The sequence below is a fragment of the Synechococcus sp. R70.1 genome, assembly GCF_047461675.1.
GTDB lineage: Bacteria > Cyanobacteriota > Cyanobacteriia > Thermostichales > Thermostichaceae > Thermostichus.
Map to the genome: position 1 here is coordinate 1 of NZ_JANSHR010000058.1, position 20,458 is coordinate 20,458.

Annotated in this window: 20 protein-coding genes; 6 read left to right on the forward strand and 14 right to left on the reverse strand. The window is 58.5% G+C overall.

Annotation, left to right across the window (positions count from 1 at the left end):
• On the reverse strand, positions 1-1,100 hold a 1,100-nt coding region (locus NW807_RS07715), incomplete at its 3' end, for a hypothetical protein (protein ID WP_414425742.1).
• Positions 1,101-1,278: 178 nt separating this feature from the next.
• Between NW807_RS07715 and ccsB the strand changes: the two genes are divergently transcribed.
• The 3 genes from ccsB (at position 1,279) to tig (ending at position 4,349) form a co-directional block, all read left to right on the forward strand.
• The gene (gene ccsB / locus NW807_RS07720; RefSeq protein ID WP_414425757.1) at positions 1,279-2,235 is read left to right on the forward strand and encodes a c-type cytochrome biogenesis protein CcsB; all 957 of its coding nucleotides are present in this window, start codon (positions 1,279-1,281) and stop codon (positions 2,233-2,235) included.
• A gap of 67 nt (positions 2,236-2,302) precedes the next feature.
• Entirely contained in the window at positions 2,303-2,686 is a 384-nt protein-coding gene (locus tag NW807_RS07725; protein ID WP_414396221.1) for a LapA family protein, read from the forward strand.
• Between the two features lie 58 nt (positions 2,687-2,744).
• On the forward strand, positions 2,745-4,349 hold the full coding sequence (gene tig / locus NW807_RS07730) for a trigger factor (RefSeq protein ID WP_414425743.1): 1,605 nt from the start codon (positions 2,745-2,747) through the stop codon (positions 4,347-4,349).
• Positions 4,350-4,360: 11 nt separating this feature from the next.
• Here the strand turns inward: tig and NW807_RS07735 are convergent, their stop codons facing one another.
• From NW807_RS07735 to trmH, 5 genes are all read right to left on the reverse strand, one after another.
• Positions 4,361-5,476 carry an extracellular solute-binding protein gene (locus NW807_RS07735; RefSeq protein ID WP_414425744.1) on the reverse strand — a complete coding sequence of 372 codons (1,116 nt, stop codon included), beginning with the start codon at positions 5,474-5,476 and terminating at the stop codon, positions 4,361-4,363.
• Positions 5,448-5,873: a resolvase gene (locus tag NW807_RS07740; RefSeq protein WP_414425745.1), complete on the reverse strand. Its 426-nt coding sequence runs from the start codon at positions 5,871-5,873 to the stop codon at positions 5,448-5,450. The genes NW807_RS07735 and NW807_RS07740 overlap by 29 nt, the downstream gene beginning before the upstream one ends.
• 11 nt (positions 5,874-5,884) lie before the next feature.
• A complete protein-coding gene (locus NW807_RS07745) occupies positions 5,885-7,264 on the reverse strand; it encodes a DUF3084 domain-containing protein (protein ID WP_414425746.1) in 1,380 nt (459 codons plus the stop codon).
• A gap of 81 nt (positions 7,265-7,345) precedes the next feature.
• On the reverse strand, positions 7,346-8,323 hold the full coding sequence (locus NW807_RS07750; protein ID WP_414396210.1) for an alpha-ketoacid dehydrogenase subunit beta: 978 nt from the start codon (positions 8,321-8,323) through the stop codon (positions 7,346-7,348).
• A 192-nt stretch (positions 8,324-8,515) separates the two neighbouring features.
• Positions 8,516-9,100 (reverse strand): tRNA (guanosine(18)-2'-O)-methyltransferase TrmH, encoded by a 585-nt coding sequence (gene trmH / locus NW807_RS07755; protein WP_414404988.1) that lies wholly within the window; start codon positions 9,098-9,100, stop codon positions 8,516-8,518.
• Positions 9,101-9,210: 110 nt separating this feature from the next.
• Here trmH and NW807_RS07760 point away from each other — a divergent pair, with 110 nt between their 5' ends.
• Positions 9,211-10,218 carry an o-succinylbenzoate synthase gene (locus NW807_RS07760; protein WP_414425747.1) on the forward strand — a complete coding sequence of 336 codons (1,008 nt, stop codon included), beginning with the start codon at positions 9,211-9,213 and terminating at the stop codon, positions 10,216-10,218.
• Here the strand turns inward: NW807_RS07760 and prfB are convergent.
• The 3 genes from prfB to NW807_RS07775 all read right to left on the reverse strand — a co-directional run bounded on the left by prfB (position 10,215) and on the right by NW807_RS07775 (position 14,040).
• Positions 10,215-11,343, reverse strand: a protein-coding gene (prfB, locus tag NW807_RS07765) for a peptide chain release factor 2 (protein ID WP_414425748.1) whose coding sequence is annotated in 2 segments (ribosomal slippage) — positions 10,215-11,270 and positions 11,272-11,343 — 1,128 coding nt in all. Because the reading frame shifts where the segments join, the coding sequence is not laid out codon by codon here. The genes NW807_RS07760 and prfB overlap by 4 nt on opposite strands.
• A gap of 97 nt (positions 11,344-11,440) precedes the next feature.
• A complete protein-coding gene (locus NW807_RS07770; RefSeq protein ID WP_414425749.1) occupies positions 11,441-12,562 on the reverse strand; it encodes a methyl-accepting chemotaxis protein in 1,122 nt (373 codons plus the stop codon).
• A 257-nt stretch (positions 12,563-12,819) separates the two neighbouring features.
• A complete protein-coding gene (locus NW807_RS07775) occupies positions 12,820-14,040 on the reverse strand; it encodes an HD domain-containing phosphohydrolase (protein WP_414425750.1) in 1,221 nt (406 codons plus the stop codon).
• Between the two features lie 152 nt (positions 14,041-14,192).
• On the opposite strand from NW807_RS07775, the gene pth reads away from it, so the two are divergent.
• On the forward strand, positions 14,193-14,882 hold the full coding sequence (gene pth / locus NW807_RS07780) for an aminoacyl-tRNA hydrolase (RefSeq protein ID WP_414425751.1): 690 nt from the start codon (positions 14,193-14,195) through the stop codon (positions 14,880-14,882).
• A gap of 275 nt (positions 14,883-15,157) precedes the next feature.
• Here the strand turns inward: pth and NW807_RS07785 are convergent, their stop codons facing one another.
• Positions 15,158-16,120 carry a hypothetical protein gene (locus tag NW807_RS07785; RefSeq protein WP_414425752.1) on the reverse strand — a complete coding sequence of 321 codons (963 nt, stop codon included), beginning with the start codon at positions 16,118-16,120 and terminating at the stop codon, positions 15,158-15,160.
• Positions 16,121-16,523: 403 nt separating this feature from the next.
• Between NW807_RS07785 and NW807_RS07790 the strand changes: the two genes are divergently transcribed.
• A complete protein-coding gene (locus NW807_RS07790) occupies positions 16,524-17,705 on the forward strand; it encodes an RNA-guided endonuclease InsQ/TnpB family protein (RefSeq protein WP_414425753.1) in 1,182 nt (393 codons plus the stop codon).
• Here the strand turns inward: NW807_RS07790 and NW807_RS07795 are convergent.
• From NW807_RS07795 to NW807_RS07810, 4 genes are all read right to left on the reverse strand, one after another.
• On the reverse strand, positions 17,676-18,347 hold the full coding sequence (locus tag NW807_RS07795; RefSeq protein ID WP_414425754.1) for a hypothetical protein: 672 nt from the start codon (positions 18,345-18,347) through the stop codon (positions 17,676-17,678). The genes NW807_RS07790 and NW807_RS07795 overlap by 30 nt on opposite strands.
• A 3-nt stretch (positions 18,348-18,350) precedes the next feature.
• A complete protein-coding gene (locus tag NW807_RS07800) occupies positions 18,351-19,220 on the reverse strand; it encodes a (2Fe-2S) ferredoxin domain-containing protein (RefSeq protein ID WP_414396189.1) in 870 nt (289 codons plus the stop codon).
• A gap of 9 nt (positions 19,221-19,229) precedes the next feature.
• The gene (locus tag NW807_RS07805; protein ID WP_414425755.1) at positions 19,230-19,616 is read right to left on the reverse strand and encodes a DUF1636 domain-containing protein; all 387 of its coding nucleotides are present in this window, start codon (positions 19,614-19,616) and stop codon (positions 19,230-19,232) included.
• Between the two features lie 70 nt (positions 19,617-19,686).
• The coding region (locus NW807_RS07810) for a TonB-dependent receptor (protein ID WP_414425756.1) at positions 19,687-20,458 on the reverse strand (772 nt) is incomplete at its 5' end.

Genomic DNA, 20,458 nt, shown 5'->3' on the forward strand with positions numbered 1-20,458 from the left:
ATTTTGTTTATATGAGACTGAGGTGTGGGTGCATGTGGTGTTGTGGGGGTCAGCTTTGGGGTTGGTGTCGGAGTAGGAGTGGGAGTGGGAGTAGGTGTCGGAGTCAGAGTGGGCGTCAGAGTCGAAGTGGGAGTCGGTGTTGGACTTAGAGTGGGAGTGGGTGTTGGAGTCGGGGTAGGCGTCGGAGTCGGGGTGGGCTGGGGCTGTACCATAGCCAGGGCCTCTTCCGCTTTCAGCTCTCCTCGGATCAGCTTGGAGAGGGTATCTTGGCCCCCGGGGGTGTAGGTGATCTCGCGGGCGGCGCTGTTCAACACATTGCGGATGGGATCCCCTTTGCTGTCAACCAGCTCCACTACCATCACGTTGCGGCCAGGCTTCCAGCCCTTCAGGTAAAAAGACTCCCAGCGATCCAGCAGGCCAGACTGACCGTTGAGAGTGTAGCGGATGCGCCAGTCACGGGGTAGGTCAGCCAGCAAGCTCTCCCGCACGGGGGCATTGGCAAGCCAAAAATCGACCAGGATTGGCTCAGCTCCGTAGCTGCCGCTGGGAGAGCTGTAGGTGAGAAGAGGCAACTGCGGCTGCGGCACGTATTCTGGCGTGGGAGCTAGCACATGGAAGCTGACTTGGGCGTAGGCTTCGGAGTTTTTAAAGCTCTCGTGCCAGGGCTTGACGGCAAACACCCGCAGCGTATGGGATCCCGGTTCCAAATCCTCAAAAACAAGAGGGGCATCAGCGTCGTAGTGAGAAATGTAAGGCTGGTTGTCCAGAACCACATGCAAATGGGGACCAAGACCCAGTTGCGGATCCTTAAAAATCGGGTACCCTCGTACTGCAAAGCGAACCGTGACCTGGCGCTCTGGCAAGATCTCGCCGGGTTGTGGGCTGAGGATCTGCACCTGCGGGCGATAGCGCTGCAAGTAGGCATCCAGCTTGGCAATTTCTGTTGGCGTTGGCACCCGCTCGAGCTGAGGTGGTTGGTGCTCCTGGGGTTGCTTGGGCACAGATCCCGCACAGCCAACCAGCACCAAAGCTGCCAACAGCACCATCCACCATCTCAATCCCCATGCCTTCAAGCTGGCACTTCCCGCGTGTTCTTGCATGAGCCTCCCATTCCAACACTTGCCAAGCCGCAGACAAGCCATCCTCACATTACCAGGATGTGTCCTTTGGGGAGGATCCCTTCCCCGCCCTAGAATGGGATCGGCAGGCTTGGTCCTGTCCGGAAAAGCTTTGGGGTCATCTATGAGTTGCTTGGCAGCGACGATAGCGCTCGCGGGCTTGGATCTCACTCAGTGGCAAGCTCTCCTCAACACCCTGGCCTTTGCCATTTGTCTGGGGGCCATGCTCTTTTACTGGGGTGGGGCAGCTTTTCCCCAAGTGCCCCTTTTGGCCGAACTGGGTTTGGCGGGGATGGTGGGGGCCAACTTGACAATAGCTGCTCTGTTGACGGCCCGCTGGATCGAGGCCGGCTACTTCCCTTTGAGCAATTTGTACGAGTCTTTGTTTTTCTTGGCCTGGGGGATCACCGCCTTGCACCTAGTGGCTCTCCAGTGGACTCGCCGCCGTTGGGTGGGAGTGATGACTGCCCCATTAGCGACAGGCATTGTTGCCTTTGCCGCCTTGGCCTTGCCGGAGGATATGCAGGCAGCCCAGCCGCTGGTGCCAGCTCTGCAGTCCAACTGGCTGATGATGCATGTCAGCGTCATGCTGTTGGCCTACGCAGCCCTCTTGGTGGGCTCCCTGTTGGCCATGGCCTTTCTCATCCTCACCCGTGGCCAGGAGGTACAGCTCAAGGGCAACTCCCTTGGCCTGCAATTTCGCCCGTCCCAAGCTGCAGTCCAGCCGGAGCTGATAGCCCGTGCCAGGACTGAACTTCCTCCCCAGCCGACTCCAGAGGAGATCCCTCGGCAACAACTGAGCCTGGCCGAGATCTTAGACAACGCCAGCTACCGCTTCATCGGGCTGGGCTTTCCGCTACTTACCATTGGCATTATTGCCGGGGCCGTCTGGGCCAACGAGGCCTGGGGTACCTACTGGAGCTGGGATCCCAAGGAAACCTGGGCCTTGATTACCTGGTTGGTTTTTGCTGCCTATCTACACGCCCGCATCACCAAGGGCTGGCAGGGCAGGCGTCCTGCGCTTCTAGCCAGCTTGGGTTTTGGGGTGGTTTGGGTTTGTTACCTGGGAGTGAACTTTTTGGGCAAAGGCTTACACAGCTACGGCTGGTTCTTTTAGGTCCGCCGCCCCATTGACTCTGGTGCTGGCAAGTCGTCGTGGATACCTTTGATTTGAGGAAAACGGCATGCGTCTGTTTAACTACCTAATCTTTTTCTCGGCCCTCCTGGGTGTGGCCCTCTTTGCCATGCAAAACGCCAACCCGGTAACGATTACCTTTGCCCCTGGCGTCAGCATCGAGAGCCCGCTAGTGATTGAGCTTTTGGCTTCTGCTGGGATTGGCGCTGCCTTGGCCTGGATCTATGGCCTCTGGATGCGGCTGCAATTTAGCCTCGAAGCCCGCGAGAAAAATCGGCAACTGCAAGAGAAGGAAGTGGCCATCAGCGAGCTGAAGGAAATGGTGGTGGAGCTGGAGGCAAAAGTTAAGCAACTGCCCCCCAGCAAACGAGCTGAGCCTCAGGAAGACCTCCAAGAGGTTAAGGAAGTGACCACCGAGGGATCCCCTGCCTAGGTTTTCCATTGGTCTTTGCGGTACAATTGAGCCTCTGTTTGCCTTTGCACTAGCACCTATGCAGGTTACTCAAGAAAAGCGCCCTGGTAGCCGGCTTGGCTTCAAGATCGTGGTGGAAGCTGACCGGGTTAAGCGCTCTTACGAAAAAACCCTGCGCCAACTGGAGCGGAACATCCAGATCCCGGGGTTTCGCAAGGGCAAGGCCCCTCGCAACCTGGTAGTGCGCCAGGTGGGCCGCGAGAGGGTTATGGCCAGTGCTATCGACGACCTAATCCAGGAGGCTATCCAGGAGGTTCTCCAGGAGGCTCAAGTCACCCCCATCGGCCAGTTTGAGCTGGATGAAGAGGTGAAGCAGCTTCTGGAGCGCTTTAACCCAGAAGCCGAGTTCAGCTTCTCAGGGTATGTGGAAGTGTACCCTGAGGCTCGCGTTGGTCAGTACAAAGGGCTGACGGTTACGGCAACCCGGGTTGACGTCAAGCCTGAGGAAGTCGACCGCCTCATCGAAAAGCTGCGAGATCAGCGGGCTACCCTCTTGCCTGTGGAGGATCGGCCTGCCCAGTTGGGGGACGTGGTGGTGCTGGATTTCCAAGCCCGCGACGCCGAGGGCAGTCTCCTTGAGGAGCTCGCCGCTCAAGACTTGCAACTGGAGCTGAAAGAGGAAAACTTCATTCCCGGCTTTGTAGCAGGCGTTGTGGGCATGCAGCTCGACGAGACTAAGGAGATCACTGCCACCCTGCCCGAGGATTACTTTAGAAAAGAGCTGGCTGGGAAAACGGTTACCTTTACCGTCTGCCTCAAGGAGATCAAAACCAAAGAGCTGCCGGAGCTGGACGATGCCTTTGTCCAGGAAGTCAGCAACTTCCAGACGGTGGCGGAGCTGCGGGAACACCTGAAAAAGCGCCTTGAGCAAGATGCCCTAAGACAATCCGAAGAAAACCTTGAAACGGCCATCCTCAACGCCATTTTGGCAACCACCGAGGTGGATCTGCCCGAGAGCCTTGTTGAGCAAGAGATAACGCAGCTGCTAGCTCAAGACCTGCAGTCGCTGCAGCAGCAAGCAAGGGTTGCCCCGGGAGAAATCCGCAAGCTCCTGGCTCAACTGCCACCTGAGACTCTCAACCAATTGAGGGAGCGCCACCGAGCTGAGGCCATCGACCGGCTGCGCCGCGCCTTTGCTCTCAGCGCCATCGTCCGGCAGGAGCAAATTGCCGTCGGCCCCACTGAATTGGAAGTGGAAATGGAAGCGGTGATGAAAGCCTACGCTCAGCAGGGCCAAAAGCTGGATCGGGAGCGGACACGCCAGGTCATTTACGAAAATTTGCTTACTCGTAAGGTGATGGCCTGGTTGAAGTCTCAAACCACGGTCAACTGGGTCGATAGCGAGGGCAATCCCACCGAGGCACCCCCCCTTCCCGTCGGGGCTAAAGGCGAAGACTTCGAAGAAAAGGCTGGGTCGGTACTGGCAGCAGCAAGCCTTGAGGCTTCTACAGCCCCAGCTGAGGCTGTGGCAGAACCCCCTTCAGGAGTAGCCACAGAAACCGCCACAGTTGCCGCTCCAGAGTCGGAACCAGCCTCTGCCTCTGGGGAGAGCTTAGATCGAGAAGCCGAATCGGCCGTCCAGGACAAGCCCAAGTCGGGTAGAAAGAGCAAAAAGGTCAAGTAAAAGCGGTCAAGCTACAGGAGGCCGCGCCGCATCTGATCCCAGAGGCGGAGGTAGGACTCGGCTTCGGCCAGGCTCAAGGGCCGCCAGATCTCGGCCCGTTCCCAGGTGGAGGGGTGGAAGTCGGGCCGGCGGCGCAGCCGCAGGGAAAGTTGGTTCAAGTCCAGCGGTAACACTGAAGGGATCCCGCTTAAATTGACGAGGCGAGGGGCAAACTCGGGATTTAAGACAAAGTCAATCCAGTTGACCAGCAGGGATGGCAGCTCCGCCTGCAGCTCTTCAGGGAGAGGCTGGGCAGCCCGAGGCCGCACCCAGACATCCCACCAGACAGCAGATCCCGAGGCCGGGATCACCACCTCCAACTCGGGGTAGTTGGCCTGAGTGGCGTAGAGATCTTGCGACCAGCCCACAGCTACCCAGCTATCGGCCAGGCGCAACATGGGCAAGTAGTCAGCGGAGGTATAGGCCAAAACTTGACGGTGCAGGGATCCCAGCTCCCGTCGCAACTCGGTTTCTTCCGGATCGAGGGGATCGTTGTAGGAGCGGCCCATCTTTTTTAGGGTCAGCCCAATCACTTCGCGTGGGTGATCCGGCAGCGTGATCTTGCCAGCCAACTCAGGCCGCCACAGGTCGGCCCAGTCCCGGAGGGGTTTGCTGACCCGGTCCCGGCGGTAGGCAATGGCCGTCACCCCCCAGCGCCAGGGCACACCCCAGATCTGCCCCTCCCGCAGGGCTGCTGCTTGCCAACGGGGATGCAACTGCTGCCAGCGTTCTCCCAGGAGACTGCGCGGCAAGGGATCCAGCCAACCGGCAGCCAGAGCCCAATCCAAAGCGTCGGCCCCCAGCAGGCTGAGAGCTGGCACCGGCAGTCGTTGGCTAAAAGGCCACCAGGAGGGCTGGGGTGGCTGAAGGCTTTGGCGCAGGTAAGCCAACAACTGGCTTCGCTCATCCACCAGCTGCAACCGAAAGCGGGCCCGAGTGCGACGGCGAAACTCGCTGACTAAGCTCTGAGGGATCCCCGGCTTGAGGGCGAGGATGAGGGGCAAATGGGCCCTGGGCCCGCCACAGCCGGCCACCGCTAGCCCGGCTAGGAGGAGGAATTCACGTCGGCTTAGCTGTCTTTTGCCCACGCCAGTACCGCTCCACCAGAATCAAGGCCACCAGATCATCGTAGGCCCTCTCCGGCAGTCGCAGCCCTTTGGGCAGTAGGTGCTGCCACCACCGCGGCCGGTAAACCTCCCAGTAGCGCCGCCGGGCTTCTTCCGAGCTGTGGCGTTCGTCCACCAGGACAATCTGGTGCGGCGGAAGAAGCAGCTCCAGTTGAGACTTCCACTGCCGCGCCGTCGTCTGATCCCCCAGGATGAGCCGCTCTGCTCCAAACTGCCGCCAGAGAGCCCCCAACCTGGGCAGGGCCTCTTGGGCAGGAACCACCTCCCGGTGCAAAACTTGCCAGGCTGGCTGGGTTTGCACAACCGCAAGGCCGCACTTGTCCCGCCCTGGATCAAAACCCACTAATACCCGCTCCATCTCCTTGACCCTCACCCCTCCCTGCGCCCTCTTAGCTGAGCTGGAGCAGAGCCGTATTGGCTGGAGGCTTGCGCCATGAGAAAACTCACCCGCAGCGGCCCTGCCGTGTAGATGTCGGCATCAGCCACCAGCTTCACATCCAGAGGGGTGGTGCTTTGGCGCAGCTGCTGCACCACTTCCAAAAACTTGACCTGGGAGAACTCTCCAACAGTGCCAGTGATGGGATCTGCAAGGAGACCTTTTTCTTGGGAGCGCTGGTTGGCCTCGTTTAGCAGCTCCAGCAGCCGCTGCTGGATTTCACTTTCGCTGAGGCCCGGCTGGATCACTCCTTGGGCCAGCACCGACCCCTTGGCGAAGAGGCGCTGGTTGGGGTAAATCTGAACCACCACAGGCACAGGCTCACCCTTGAGCCGGTTGGTGAGAGAGAGGATGCGCACCGCCCAGCTGCCGGCTTCTTGTAGCTTTTTCAAAGCTCGATCCGCATCCTCGCGGCGGATGAGGATGGCGTTTTCTAGAGGAGGTATAGGCTGGGATCCCAGCGCCAGCGCCCGCTGTTCTGCCTGCGCCAACAGTTGCTCAAACTGCTGCCGGACTGTCTCTGGCTTTGCCCCGGCAGGGGTCTGAACTACCCCTGTAGCTAAGACTTCGCCTGCCAAGATGGCAAGCTCGCCCCGCCGCAGCCGCACTGCCAACTGGATGAGCTGGGCAATTTCCCCCTCGAGCTGGTTTTTCTGGGTCTCCAGTTGGTTTAGGGCTGCCTGCGCCGCCTCCAGGGAGCGCTCCAGTTGATCCCGATCCAACTGCAAGGTCTGCTTTTGGGACTTTAGGGTGGCGATGGTTTGCTGCGCCGATTCCACCTCCTTCTTGACCGCCGCCAGCTCTACTTGGGCCTGCTCCAGCTTAGGCTGCACCTGGGCCAGCTGCTCTTGGGTTGCTGCCAGCTTGGCTTCGGCCTCCTGCCGGGCCTGCAGGGCTGCGGCCAGTTGATCCTGAACTTCACTCAGGCGGGTTTGGGCTGCCGACTGCTGGCTGCGAAATCGATCCAGATCTAGCCGCAGGCGATCCCGCTCGGCCCTGAGGGCAGCATTCTCGGTCTCCAGCCAAGCTTTTTGGCGATTGAGGGCCTGCAGCTCTTGCCTAGCCCGAGCAATTTGGTTGGTGTAGCTAAAAAGGGCTTCTGACAGCGAGCGGTTTAGAAGCAGCAGCGTGCCTAGGGTCAGGGCTGAGATGCTCACCCCCGTAATCACGGCTACCAAAATGGCTGTGTGGCGAGGGCGGAGGTTAAACCAGGTTAGGCGCTTTTTGCCAATGCGATACCCAACCCGATCCCCAACCACGGCAATCAGGCCACTGACAAACAGCATGTAGAGGATCAGCAGTACGCCCTGCATATCCTCGGATCCCTGCCACGGAAATCTTAGCAAGGCCACCCAGAGGACTTGAGAAATTTTTGGCGCTATTTAGCAAGCGTTTTAAGCGTAGAGGAGCCGCTCCACAGCTGCCACAATATCTTCTGGCTGCACGATGGTGGCTGCTTCCAAGGTGCCGTTGTAAGGAGTGGGAATGTCTTGGGAAGCCAGGCGCACCACTGGCGCATCCAGCTCGTCGAAGAGTTCTTCCATGATGCGAGCAGTCAGCTCTGCCCCAATGCCGCCAGTTTTTACATCTTCCTCCACAATGACCACTCGGTGCGTTTTGCGCACCGAAGCTGCAATGGTCTCCATATCCAGCGGCTTGAGGGAGATCAAATCAATCACCTCAGGATCGATCTCCTGCGCTACCAGGGTATCCACAGCCTTGAGCACGTGGTAGCGCATACGGGAGTAGGTGAGGAGGGTAACGTCGGATCCAGAGCGGACAACTTCCGCCTTATTCAAGGGCAAAAGGTACTCCTCCTCTGGCACCTCTCCCTTCACGTTGTAGAGAAGAACATGTTCGAAGAAGAGGACGGGGTTGTCGTCGCGGATGGCCGACTTGAGCAGACCTTTGGCGTTGTAGGGAGTGGAACAGGCAACGATCTTCAGCCCCGGCACTGCTTGAAAGTAGGCCTCCAGCCGCTGCGAGTGCTCGGCCCCCAACTGCCGGCCCACGCCGCCAGGTCCGCGGATGACAATCGGGACCTTGAAGTTGCCGCCGGACATGTAGCGCAGCATGCCGGCATTGTTGGCAATCTGGTTAAAAGCCAGCAGCAGAAAACCCATGTTCATCCCTTCCACCACCGGGCGCAAGCCGGTTATCGCTGCCCCAATGGCAAGGCCGGTGAAGCTGTTTTCGCAAATGGGGGTGTCCAGGAGGCGCATCTCCCCGTACTTGCGGTAGAGGTCTTTGGTCACTTTGTAGGAGCCGCCGTAGTGGCCTACATCTTCTCCCAAAACAAACACGTTGGGATCTCGGGCCATTTCTTCGTCAAGGGCGGCACGCAAGGCGCTGTAGAGGAAAGTCTCCGGCATAGGGGGCAACTGCTGCTCACTAGTCTCTACATTAAACCACCCCTTTGCCGCTGGTTGCCTGTCTGCGGGAGAACTCCGTCTATGCACCCAAACGGCAGCAACCCTTTTGCAAGCGCCCTTTGCGACTAGCTGGGGGCAAAGTAGCCTTGCCTTCCTTGTCCTGCTGGGCTTTGCGGAGGGATCCTTGGAAATTTACTTCATAAGCCAGTCCTCCAAAATCTGCTGGTAAAGTTCGGGATCCAGGCGGGGTGCGTCGTAAAGCCCTGCTTCGAGCCTTTGTCTTTGAGCCTCAAAGAGAATCACGGCTGCTGCCACCGAGACATTTAGGCTCTGCACCATGCCCAGCATGGGGATGTGGATGAGCGCGTCAGCCAGGGCCAAGGCCTGCTCAGAAACCCCCCACTTCTCCGCTCCCAAGACGATGGCGGTGGGCTTGGTGTAGTCCACCTGCCGGTAGCTGCGGGCCCCCTCCTTCAGGGCAGTGGCATAGATTTGGAAGCCTTCTTCCCGGAGGTGCTGGAAGGCCTCTTCCGTGGTGGGGTGAACCTTGAGGTAGACCCACTTGTGGCTGCCGCTGCTGGTCTCGTTGAAAGTGGGTACACCCTCCGTGGGGTTCACGGCGTGAACTCTGAGCACCCCCACAGCATCGCAGGTGCGCAGGATGGCGGAAAGATTGTGGGGTTTGTGGACGTTCTCTAGAAGCACCGTGAGATCCGGCTGCCTCCGCCTTAAAACCTCCTCCAAGCGCCTTCGCCTCTCTGGAGTGCGCTCCTTCATGGGTGCCTCCCGGAGAAACCTTCGCTTTAGCCGCTAAATCGGACTAGCACCTACCCCAGCTCTGCCGCCTGTAAGATGGCTCTTGGTCAGGGTTCCCAGGGATCGGAAAATTGCTGGCCCGCCTTGAAGTTTGCTGCTATCGGCAACCTTTCCGGCAGCCCCTGCGCACCCGCTACGGTCTCTGGTCTACCCGCGAAGGGATCCTAATCCGCCTGACAGACCTGGAGACAGGGCAGCAGGGCTACGGGGAGGTAGCCCCCATTCCTTGGCTGGGCAGTGAGACCCTCGAGGAGGCCCTGGCCTTTTGTCGGCAGTTGCCGGCTGAGCTCTCGGAGGCGCAGATCAAGGAGATCCCGGCAGCGCTGCCTGCTACCCGCTTTGGGCTGGAATGCGCCTGGCTGGCCTGTCGGGATCCTGGCTGGCTAGATAGGGATCTCTCCGGTCTTTCCTTTTGTGGGCTTTTGGGGAAGGATACCCCCTCCGGCTCCTACCCAGTTTACAAGGGCAAGGTGGGAATGGATCCCTTCGCAGCGGAGCGGAAGAAGCTAGAAAGCTGGCTGGAGCAGTTGCCTGCGGGATCCCGGCTGCGGCTAGATGCCAACGGCGGCTTGACTCTAGCAGAGGCGCGGCAGTGGCTGGATCTCTGCGACCGGATCAATCGGGAGTGGCCGGGCAAGATCGAGTTCTTCGAGCAGCCTTTGCCGCCAGAGCAGTACGCTGATTTAATCCAACTTAGCCGTGAGTTTCAAACCCCCATTGCCCTGGATGAGTCGGTGGTCGGCCTGGAGCAGTTGCAAGCTGTCCACCGCTCGGGCTGGCAAGGGATCCTGGTGGTCAAACCCTCTTTGATGGGATCGGGTCTTGCCCTTAGAGACTACCTCAGCCAACACCCGGGCTTGGATCTGGTGTTCTCCTCAGCCCTAGAAACCCCTATCGGCGCTTGGCATGGGCTAGCTTGGGCGGGATCCCTGCAAGCAAAAACCGCCTGCCCCAGGGCCGTGGGATGGGGGGTGGGGGAGCTTTTCCAGGAGGGGGATCCCCTGGACCTGCTCAAGCTCTCGCCCCACGAGCGGGCCGCTTGGATGCAAGCGGTGTGGGAGCGCCACAGCCAGCCCTAGACTGCGGCGGCTTGCTTGGCGTGTTCCTGCCGTAGGTAGGCCTGGATGAAGTGCATCAGCTCCTCCGGCTCGCCGTTCATAAACGCCTCGACGTTGGTGGTTTCGGCGTTGGTGCGGTGGTCTTTGATTAACTTGTAGGGATCGAAGGTGTAGGTGCGAATCCGACCCCCAAAGCCCTGGGTCACGATCTCGCCGCGGATCTCGGCCAACTTTTGCCGGCGCTTTTCCTCCTCGATTTCGAGGAGCTTTGCCTTGAGGATCTGGATGGCCCGCTCCTTGTTTTGCAGTTGGGAACGCTCCTCGCTGCAGCGCACGGCAATGCCGGTGGGCTTGTGGATAACCCGCACCGCCGTTTCCACCTTGTTGACGTTTTGGCCTCCTGCCCCTCCCGAACGGCAGGTCTCGAACTCCAGATCCTCCATCCGCAGCTCAAACTCGTTCTCTTCCTCGAGGATGGGCATGACCTCAACGCCGGCAAAGCTGGTCTGGCGCTTGCCGTTGGCGTTGAAGGGGCTGATGCGCTCCATGCGGTGGTTGCCCTTCTCCGCGGAAAGATACCCGTAGGCATAGGGCCCCTCAATCAACAGCGTGGCTGACTTGATGCCCGCCTCTGCCCCTTCCGAGTAGTCCGAAAGGGTAACCTTGTAGCCCTGGTTCTCTGCCCAGCGGGTGTACATCCTCAGCAGCATCGCCGCCCAGTCCTGGGCATCGGTTCCTCCGGCTCCAGCAGTGATGGTGAGGATGGCGCCGTTTTTGTCGTAGGGCCCTGAAAGCAGTTGCTGCAGCTCCCATTGGCTTAACTCTCGCTCCACCGCGGCTAGAGATCCCGCTGTCTCGGCCAAGAGCTCCGAATCGGCTTCTTCTTGCAGGAGCTCCAGGGCAGTGGCGACCTCTTCCAGGCGGGCTTTCCAGCGGTGGACCTGCTCCCAGGAGGCCTTGAGGCTGTTGAGCTGCTTTAGGTGGCTCCTAGCTGCCTCCACATCGTTCCAAAATTGCGGCTGGGAGGCTTCCTGCTCCAGAATGGCGATCTGCTGTTCCAGGTAAGGCAGGTCAAAGGTAGTCCTGAGCAGTGCTCAGGCGCGCGGTGAGCGCTTCTAGGCTGCGTTTCAGCTCGGCCAGTTCCATAGGCTTACGAACACTGTCTCATACTTTTGGACCCCGTCCAGAATCTCATCTTAACTTCCCGACCTCCAGAAGGAGGTAGCTATCTATCGTATTCAGACTAAATCCGAGCTTGCTCCAACAAAGCTTGCAACTCCTCCAGGGCCACCTGGGCCGACTGGGCTTGCTGGTAGAGGGATTGCACCACCTCGGCGCTGGCCTGGGCTGATTGCAGGGTGGCTTGGCTTTGGCGTTGGATGCGATCTGCCAGGCCGCGGATGCGGTTGCTGGCCTCGGTAGTGCGCCCCGCCAACTTGCGGATCTCCTGGGCAATGGCGCCAAAACCCCCGCCCCCACCGCTGCGGTTGGCCTCTACAGCCGCGTTAAAGGAGAGCAGACGAATGTAGCCCGCCACCTCTACGATCACGTCGACGATGGTGTTGATTTCTTTGAGCTCGCGGGATAGCTCCTGATTGCTGTCGGCAATTTCCTGAAATAGGCGGCGCACCGCCTCTACCCCAGCAAAGGTGGCGGCAAAGGTGGATTCGCTCTTCTCCGAGAGCACCGAGCTGATCTGGATGAGGCGAGCGTTGAGGCGGGCCAGTTCTTCCGAGCGCTGCTGGGCCCGGCGCCGCTCTTGCTCCAAAGCAATGTTCTGGCTGAGGATCTCGGCTTTCTGCCGCTCCAGATCGCGGGCATACTGAAGGCTGCGGTTTTTTTCCTGCTCCAGCTCGGCCAAGAGCCGTTTCATCTCCTCCTGCTGTTCCCGCAGCCTCTGCTGCGTGGCCAAGTATACCTGGGACTGAGCCACCAACAACACCGGCACATCCAAAAGGCGATAGTCTTGGGGGCCGACTTCTACCACCACCGGGTCGTAGATAGTCTCCTGGGGCCGCCGGAAAGCCTGGCTGGCCGCCTCAATGACATCGCAGTCGCCGGGCAAAAGGAGAAAACCCTGGCCCTGGAACTCTGCTAGGGAGCTGATGGGCCGCTTCGAAAACACCTCTAGGCCATAGGGTTTGCTCAGCATCCACTCCAAAATGGCACGCCGAGTCAGCATCCCCCGCAGCTGCGACTGCTCGTCCAACACGACTACCCCTGAAAGGGTGGGGTCGTCTTCCAGGCGGCGCACCACGTTCTCGCAGGGGGTGGACTCACTTACCTGAAAATCCACTAGCGCCAGATCGCGCAGTTTGGTGTGGATCGACAGGGGGGGAGTGGGCGGATTCGTCAGGGTAGTCATCCTAGGGATCCTCAGCACAGGCTCGGTAGAGACAAGTGGTCAATAGTGTGCTATGTATAGAGGAAAACAGGGACCTACCTCTCCTCGGCTTTTCAAAGGCCCAGCAAAAGGAGGGTCTAGTTACCTTTAGTTTGACTTGGGATCTGGTTTCCTGACTACAGCTCTGTCCGGGGTTATACGGAAGGAGACTCTTTTTTGTGGTTTTTACGGACGGGCAAGGAAGCTGTCCTGACCCCAGGGGCTGGAGCGATCTGAACTTAGCGAGGTTCTTGGTAGCGGTGGTAGACCTCGAGGATTTCGCTGCGACCACGGTTGAAAGCTGCCACCACTTGAGGATCGAAGTGGCTACCGCTTTGGCTTTCCACGAAGCGAAAGATATCTGACAGATCCCAAGCTTCTTTGTAGGGGCGGCGGCTAGCTAAAGCGTCGAACACGTCGGCTAAGGCCACAATCCGCCCTTCTAGCGGGATCTCTTCTCCCCTAAGGCCCCGCGGGTAGCCGCTGCCATCAAACTTCTCGTGGTGGGTGAGGGCAATGATGGCGCTTTTTTTCATCAGCTCCGAGTCCGATTTACTGAGGATCTCGTAGCCAATCTCGGGGTGGCGGTTCATAATCAGGCGCTCTTCAGGGGTGAGGGGGCCTGGCTTCCGCAAGATGGCATCCGGGATCCCGATTTTGCCCACATCGTGCAGGGGGCTGGCATAGAAGATCAGCTCTTGTTCATGGCTGGAGAGGCCCAACTGTTTGGCAATGATGCGGGAGTAGTGGCTCATCCGCTTGAGGTGAAAAGAGGTGTCCTGATCCCGGTATTCGGCAGCCTGGGCTAGACAGAAAATCGTTTCCAGGTGAGCGGCTTTCAGCTCTTCCCGCAAGCGCACATTTTGATAGGCAACCGCCGCCTGGGAAGCCAGGGCTTCTGCCACCCGGACTTCCAGCTCAGAAAACGGCTGGCTCCAGTCAGCCACCTGGTTGGGCGCTAGGTTGGCAGGGCGATCCGGCCTGAGACGGTTCAAGAGTTGCAGGGCGCCAAGGATATTTCCTGAGGGATCCCGCATCGGCACCGTGAGCAAAGAGCGGGTGCGGTAGCCGGTCTGCTGATCGACTTGGGAGTTGAAGGCATAGGGCAAGCCCGCTGGCAAGCGATAGACGTCCGGCAGATTCAAGCTCTCCCCCGTGAGCACCACATAGCCCACAATGCTGGAAGGAGCAAGGGGCAGGCGCAGATCCTGCAGCTCCTCGTTGCGGTTGACCACGAAAAAGCGCAACTCTTCTCCCTCCCGGATGAACAGGCTAGCGCCATCACAGCAGGTTAGCTCGCGGGCTTGGGCGACAATCAGTTCCAGCAGGCGCCTTAAATCCGTTTCCGAAGAAAGGGCGATCCCCACTTGGATCAGCCGCTGACTCAGGCGCAAGGCAGCAGCAGCCTCAAATTCGGCTTCGCCAGGAGAGAGATCGAAGGCGAAAGGCCCATGGGACATAACCTGATCCTCCAGTGGGTTACGAGTGTTCCCAGGGAAGCGGGGTTAGAGCTCTGGCAGGGATCCTGCCCCTGCTCCAAGTTGGGAGGCTGGGGGTCGCCAATCCGAAGTAACTCTGCTACCCTACTTTACCTGTGGAAGCGAGAGACGCTGTGACCCAGGTCAAGACCCAGCAGCCAGATGAGGTTGCCCTCCAGCTCATCGTTGGCCTAGGCAATCCTGGCCCGCAGTATGCCAACACCCGCCACAACTGCGGCTTTATGGTGGTGGATCGGTTGGCAGAGCGCTGGGGGATCCCATTAGCTCTGGAAAAGCAGTTCCAAGGCAGCTACGGAGAAGGTTTTGCCCTGGGGGGCAAGCGGCGCCTGCTCAAGCCGGCGACTTATATGAATCGCTCTGGCGAGGCAGTGCGGGCAGTCCTGGATTGGTACAAGTTGGATCCCAGGTCGGTGCTGGTGGTCTACGATGATGCAGACTTGCCTCTGGGTCGCCTGCGACTGCGGGGATCTGGCTCCGCCGGCGGGCATAACGGCATGAAGTCTGTCATTCAGCACCTGGGCAGCGAAGCCTTCCCTCGCTTGCGCCTGGGCGTGGGCAGGCCCAAGGGCAACCAAGACATGGTTGGGCATGTTTTGGGAAGGTTTGAACCTACCGAGCAGGCAGTGCTGGAGCGGGTTCTAAGGGCAGCAGTGGAGGCAGTGGAGTGTTGCTTGCAAGAAGGATTGAGGGCGGCGATGAACCGCTTCAACCCTCTGGATCTCTCTGAGCCGCTATCCGAGCGAGATCGGCAAGATCCGGCAGCTTCTCTCGACCCAGCCAAGACTGGGCCTGGGGAAGGCTGAGGCCGGGATCTTGGGCGCTATCCGAGTGAGCAAAGCCGCCTCATCGAGGACTACGTTCGGCCAGCCGCGGCAATTTCTCAGAACCGTCTGACTGCGTCAGGAGGTCGGCTTCCCCAGAGCCACTGGCAGGAGAGGGCAAGGAACCCTCTAGGATGCTCCCCGCAGGGGCACCCCCAGGTCCAAAAAAGTCAGCAACTCCCCTCCCTCAAATGGAGCGAAGCCGTTCTCCTCCTCAGCCGAACTTTTTACCCTCTCTAGTCGCAAGCTAAGCGGGGCTACGGCTGTTGCAAGAGGTCTTGCCGCACCGCCTCCACATACTGCAGCAGTTTTGGGGATCCCGTGCCCGCAGACCGCCACAGACTCAAGGCGCTGTCCAGATCCGCAGCAGCGCCAGCCTTGTCTTCTCCCTGGTAGGCGCGCGCCATGCCCCGGTGGTAGTACCCTTCAGCCCGCTGCGGCTGCAGCTCAATCGCCCGGTTGAAATCGGCAACGGCCAGTTGGAAATTGCAGATGCTCGCCCACATCAGGCCGCGATGAAGGTAGGCATCGAAGAGATCGGCGATGTTCTGATTTTGTTTGGCTAGTTCAATAGCCAGGTTAGCTACATCAAATGCCGATTCCAAATGCCCTTGCTCGGCCCAAATGCGGGAGCGCAACAAGTGGAGTTGGGGGTTGCGATAGGCAATGCGATCCAAGGGAGACAAGGTTGCCAAAGCCTGCTCCAGCTCTCCAAAATGCTCGCGCTGAATCCTGGCCTTGAGCAAATAAGCCTCAGGCAAATAGGGATCCAAAGCAATGGCAATGTCCAGATCCCGCAGAGCCCTGAGCACTAGATGGTCGGCAGCTGGCTGCTCTAGCTCGCCCGCCTGCGAATACTCCCAGAGGTACTGGGCCCGCTGGAGATAGAGCCTCGCATTTCCTGGCTCCTGCTCGATGAATTGCCCTAGCTGCAGGAGCAGTTGATGAGCCTGGGAGCGCTGCTCAAGCTCTCGTGCCCGGGCTTGCAATTGAGCCTGCCGCCGAAGCAAAGGTTCAGGACCTGGCTTGTCTTCAAATCGCGGCAACTGAGCTTCCTGCAAGAGGGGCACAGAGAGACCTTCCGTGGTCTGCCCCTTGCGCAGCGAGGCCAGCCAACCACACTCGCCGTTCAAACACAGCCAAGACAGCAAGCCCACCAGGGCCGATCCGGAAAGCAAAAGACTGGGCCTAAGCATGGATCCCACCCCACGAAACAGCATGGAAAGAGAAGTTGCCTCTAGGCTAGTTCGCCATCGCAGCGGTGTCCAGATTTCTTGGCTACACAGTCGTGCTCCAAAGCCTGAAGGTGTTAGGGGATTTTGTCGCTAGCCAGCTCCACTAAGAGGCGGTTCTTCGCCCGGCCCTCGTCGGCAGCCTGCTCCGACAGCCATAGGGCGGCGTCCTTCGAGAGCTTAAGAACGATAGGGCTGCACGGAAAAACACTCTCAATTGGTCTGAGGCGCCGGCGGCATTGAGAGAAGTCTCACAGCTTCCTGAGGTTGAGCTTGGAACATTTGGGTTAGTGCGGAAAACCTAAGTGACCAATAAAACTGGGTTTCAAGCCCCGACCTTGGGAGCGGCTTTTTGTATAATGCTCTAGATAGCAGAAAGACAATTTTTTGCATGTACTTTGTCCGCAAGCTCAAGCTGGGAGTCTCGGAACAACTGCAACTTTTGAGCAGGGCGGCAGGCGAGCTGTACTCCCAGACACTCGTCAGTTTTTGGCGCGTCGTCCGCAAGAAAGGTCTTTGGTTGAAGCCTGCCACGCTCATGCGTTGGTTTCCCAGTGATCCTGAAAACAGACTTCACGCCCACAGTGCGGATGCTGTTGTCCAAAGTTTCTTTGCCTCCCTAAAGTCGTGGCGAGAACGCCGCAAAACTGATCCCAATGCTCGCCCACCTCGACGCCGACGGTACTATTACAAAATCCAATGGAAAGCTTCAGCCATCAAAGTCGTAAATGGAAAGTTGCGGTTGTCCAACGGAAAAGGCAACGAGCCTTTGGTCATTCCTTGGGCTTGGGATACGCCTGTCTGGGTAGAAATTGGCTGGGACGGCAGGCAATACGAGCTAAGGGCTTGCTACAAATTGAGTGATGCGCGCCCCAAAGAAGAGAGGAAAGAAAGCGGTGTTGCCGGTGTGGATCTGGGTGAGATTCACCTGGCCGTTGCCCATGATGGGGAGAACACCTACATCGCCAATGGCAGGCTGCTGCGTTCCAAGCGCCGCTACCAGAACAAGCTGAAATCTACTCTGTCAAGGCTGCTTGCCAGAAAGAGGCGTGGCTCAAGGCGTTACAGGAGAGTTTTAGCTTCTGGGCGAAAGCAGCTGGCGAGGTTAAATGACCAGATTCGAGATATTTTGCACAAGCAAACTACAAGGCTTGTCTCGACGCTGTATGCAAGGGGCGTCCAGACCGTTGTAATTGGGGACATTTGGAATATCAGGGTGCCTGCTGATTACGGCACAAGGTTGAACCAAAAGCTCCACCAGATGTTGCATGGCCAAACTCGGCACCACATCACCTACAAGGCTGAACGACTGGGAATGAAAGTTGTGCTGCTGGATGAGCGGTACAGCTCTCAAACCTGTCCTGCTTGCAACAAGAGGAACAAGCCGAGAGGCCGTGGGCATAGGTGCGGGTGCGGGTTTAGGTTCCATCGCAACGGGGTGGGAGCACTCAACCTTCGCAGAACGTATCTGGGCTCTGGCCTAGTAGTTGGGGTTATGGCATCCCCCACAGGGTTGAGGTTTCAGCCTCATGCTCTGTGTAGCTCAGCCGGTAGGAGCCATCCTGCTGTCTGAGAAAGAATCCCTGCCTTTTATGGCAGGGAGAATGTCAAGTGCCCTGTCCCACACCAAAAGAGTATGAATCCCAAGCCAAAAGCTCGTCCACAGCCAGTTATCCAGCCAGATCTTGCCGAGAATAGGTAGGGTCAAACCCTCTGTCCCTCCCAAAACTAGGCCGGCCGCCAAGACCAGCCCTTCAAAAGCAAGAAAACCTAGGATGAGCATGGCTGGGATCCAAAGATAATTCCACAGCCATCGTCCGGCTCGGAGAGGGTGGGGCTGGAAGAAGAGAGGGCGGTAGCTGGCTAGCAGGACCACTCCCACCGTGCCGATCCCCAAGACCACCCCCCAGGCAAAAGAGTCAGGCGTGCGGGGATAGTTGTGCCAGACATAGCCAAAGATTTGGTTGGCTAGCCAAATCATCGAGGCGCTAACCATTGCCCTTTGGCGAGTTAACGTAGTGCCCGCGATGATGCCAATGGTTACAAAAGGCAGCGTACAGGTATAGGCAATGTTGCTGAGGCAGCCAATGGTGGTAAATAGGCTGGGCCAAAATCGGCCACAGGCCAAGTCTTGGGCAGCCCGTAGCCAAATGGCAACCGGGATCCAGGGGCGAGGTTTGGGGATGGACTGCACAAGGGATTGCAGACTGACCATAGGCTAATCTCCGGGAAAAAGGTGAGCTTTCAGGGGGCAGTTCTTTAGCAGATGCTCCTGGACAATTTGCCGCGCTACTGGAGGTGTAACCCGCTTGTACCAAGTGCGGTCGCCAGAGTAGAAAACCACAGGGCCTTCCTGACAGACTTCTAGACATCCGGAAGTAATGACCCGAATATCTAAATTCGCTTCCTGCAGAGCAGATTGCAGGGCTTCCACAACCGGTTGATAGTTGCGGGAAGGATAACAGCGGCTGGAGCGGCAAACCGCCAAGTAGGGCCGCTTGAGAGGGTTATCTTCGTAAGGGATCCGCTCTTTTCCCTCGACATAAATGGCTCGCAGGCGTTCATAGAGGGAGAGCTTTTGGTAGTTGGCTTTGCTTTCGGGCAGGTAGTCTTCTCCTGGCCCTAAAAAGGGACTAGGCAAGAAGATCTGCAGCAGAGATTCCTCTGCCCCGTTCCAAAATTGAATTCCCCATTGGCGAGGCTGGCGCTGCGGATTGAGGCGGCGATAGAGGGCGGCGCGGCTGACCAATCTTTTGCGGCGCAGTTCTAGGGGGGTTCGGCCATAGGGGCCGCCTCGGTGCTCCTCTAGACACAGATGCAAATGCCAAGTTTCGGTAGCCACGGTCAAGTAGCCGTCGTAGAGCACACAGAGAGCAGGGGGACTGGTAAAGGCCGCTTCCAGCACTCCCCCCTCCGCCACACAGCCCACTTGGATCTCAGCCCAGTGCTCCTGGAAGAGCTCATAGAGGAGCGGCCCAAGACAGTCGATGTGAGCCGGGATCCCTTCGTAGAGAGTTATCCAGCCAGTGGGGGAAATCTCCTGCCAACTTTGGTTTAAGGGCGTAATCCAGGGACTGAAAGCGGCCATAGGCTGCTCCTATTGGACTGGTGGAATGCGGGCAATCACCCCCTTTTTAAGAGGGCGCTCTGCCCAGGGCAGGACGCCATCGGGCTTTGTCAAATACAGCTCCGCTGTCTGCAAGATTGGCTCCACGTCTTGGGGATCGAGATCTCCAAACACGTAGGTCATCTTTCCAGGGGCTGCCAGGGCAATCACGCAGGCATGGCTGCAGCCGCTCATACAGGCAACTGGCTTAAGCTGCAATTGAGGATTGAGCGCCTGCGATTGCAAGGCGGCTAGAAGCATTTCTCCTTTGCTAGTCCCTTCTTTTTGGCCGTTGACCCAGCGAGATCCACAGGTGGTACAAACCCAAAGGTAATGTTTGGCCTCAGCTTGAGTCGAGATTCTGGTTGAGATCGTCATACAGTTGCTTCCAAACTAGAAGCACTCTACAAATGGCTAGCCAGGGAGTTAAAAACAGCCTGAGATGTCGCTAAAATTGCCCCCGCAGGTTCACCCTCAGCGTGCGACCAACGCCGGGATAGCCGGGGAAAACTTCATACTGCTCATCCAGCAGGTTGTCGATCCCCATCTCTAGGCTTAGGTCCTCAGTCAACGGGATCCCTCCTCGCCAAGCTACGGTGGTGTAGCCTGGTAGGGATTCCGTGTTGGTGTTGTTGGTAAAAAAGCTCCCAATGTGATGGACTAAAATTGAGCTGTACCAGCCTTGCTCGTGACGGTAGGTCAGGCCTAAGTTCAGGCTATCGGCTCCCACAAAGGCTAGCTGCTTGCCAACTGTAGCTGGGTCAAGGGCGGCGCGAATGATGGGATCATTGAGGGTGTAGTTGGCAAAAAGCGTCCAGTTTTCCCCTAGCCGCACATCCAAAGCTGCCTCCAGGCCGGTATATTCAACCAGCCCAATATTTTCATAGGTTCCCCGGCGCGGCCCAAGGCTGACAAAGGTGATGCCATCGCGGATGCGGTTGTGGGCAACAGTCAAGCGCAGCAGGCCAAAATCTCCCAAGGCTTGATCTAAGCCAATGTCAAAGCTTTCCCCTCGCTCTGGGCGGAGATTGGGGTTGCCATCCACTTCAAAAAAGCCGCGCAGCCGGAAGAACAATTCCGAGATCAAGGGAGTGCGAAAGCTGCTGGCATAGCTGGCCCTCAAGGTGGTGCCTTCCGCCAAAGCCCAGCGGATCCCCAGAGCAGGCGAGGTAGCCGAGCCGCTGGCCAAACTGCTGAAGTCCTGGCGGATGCCTAAGTCG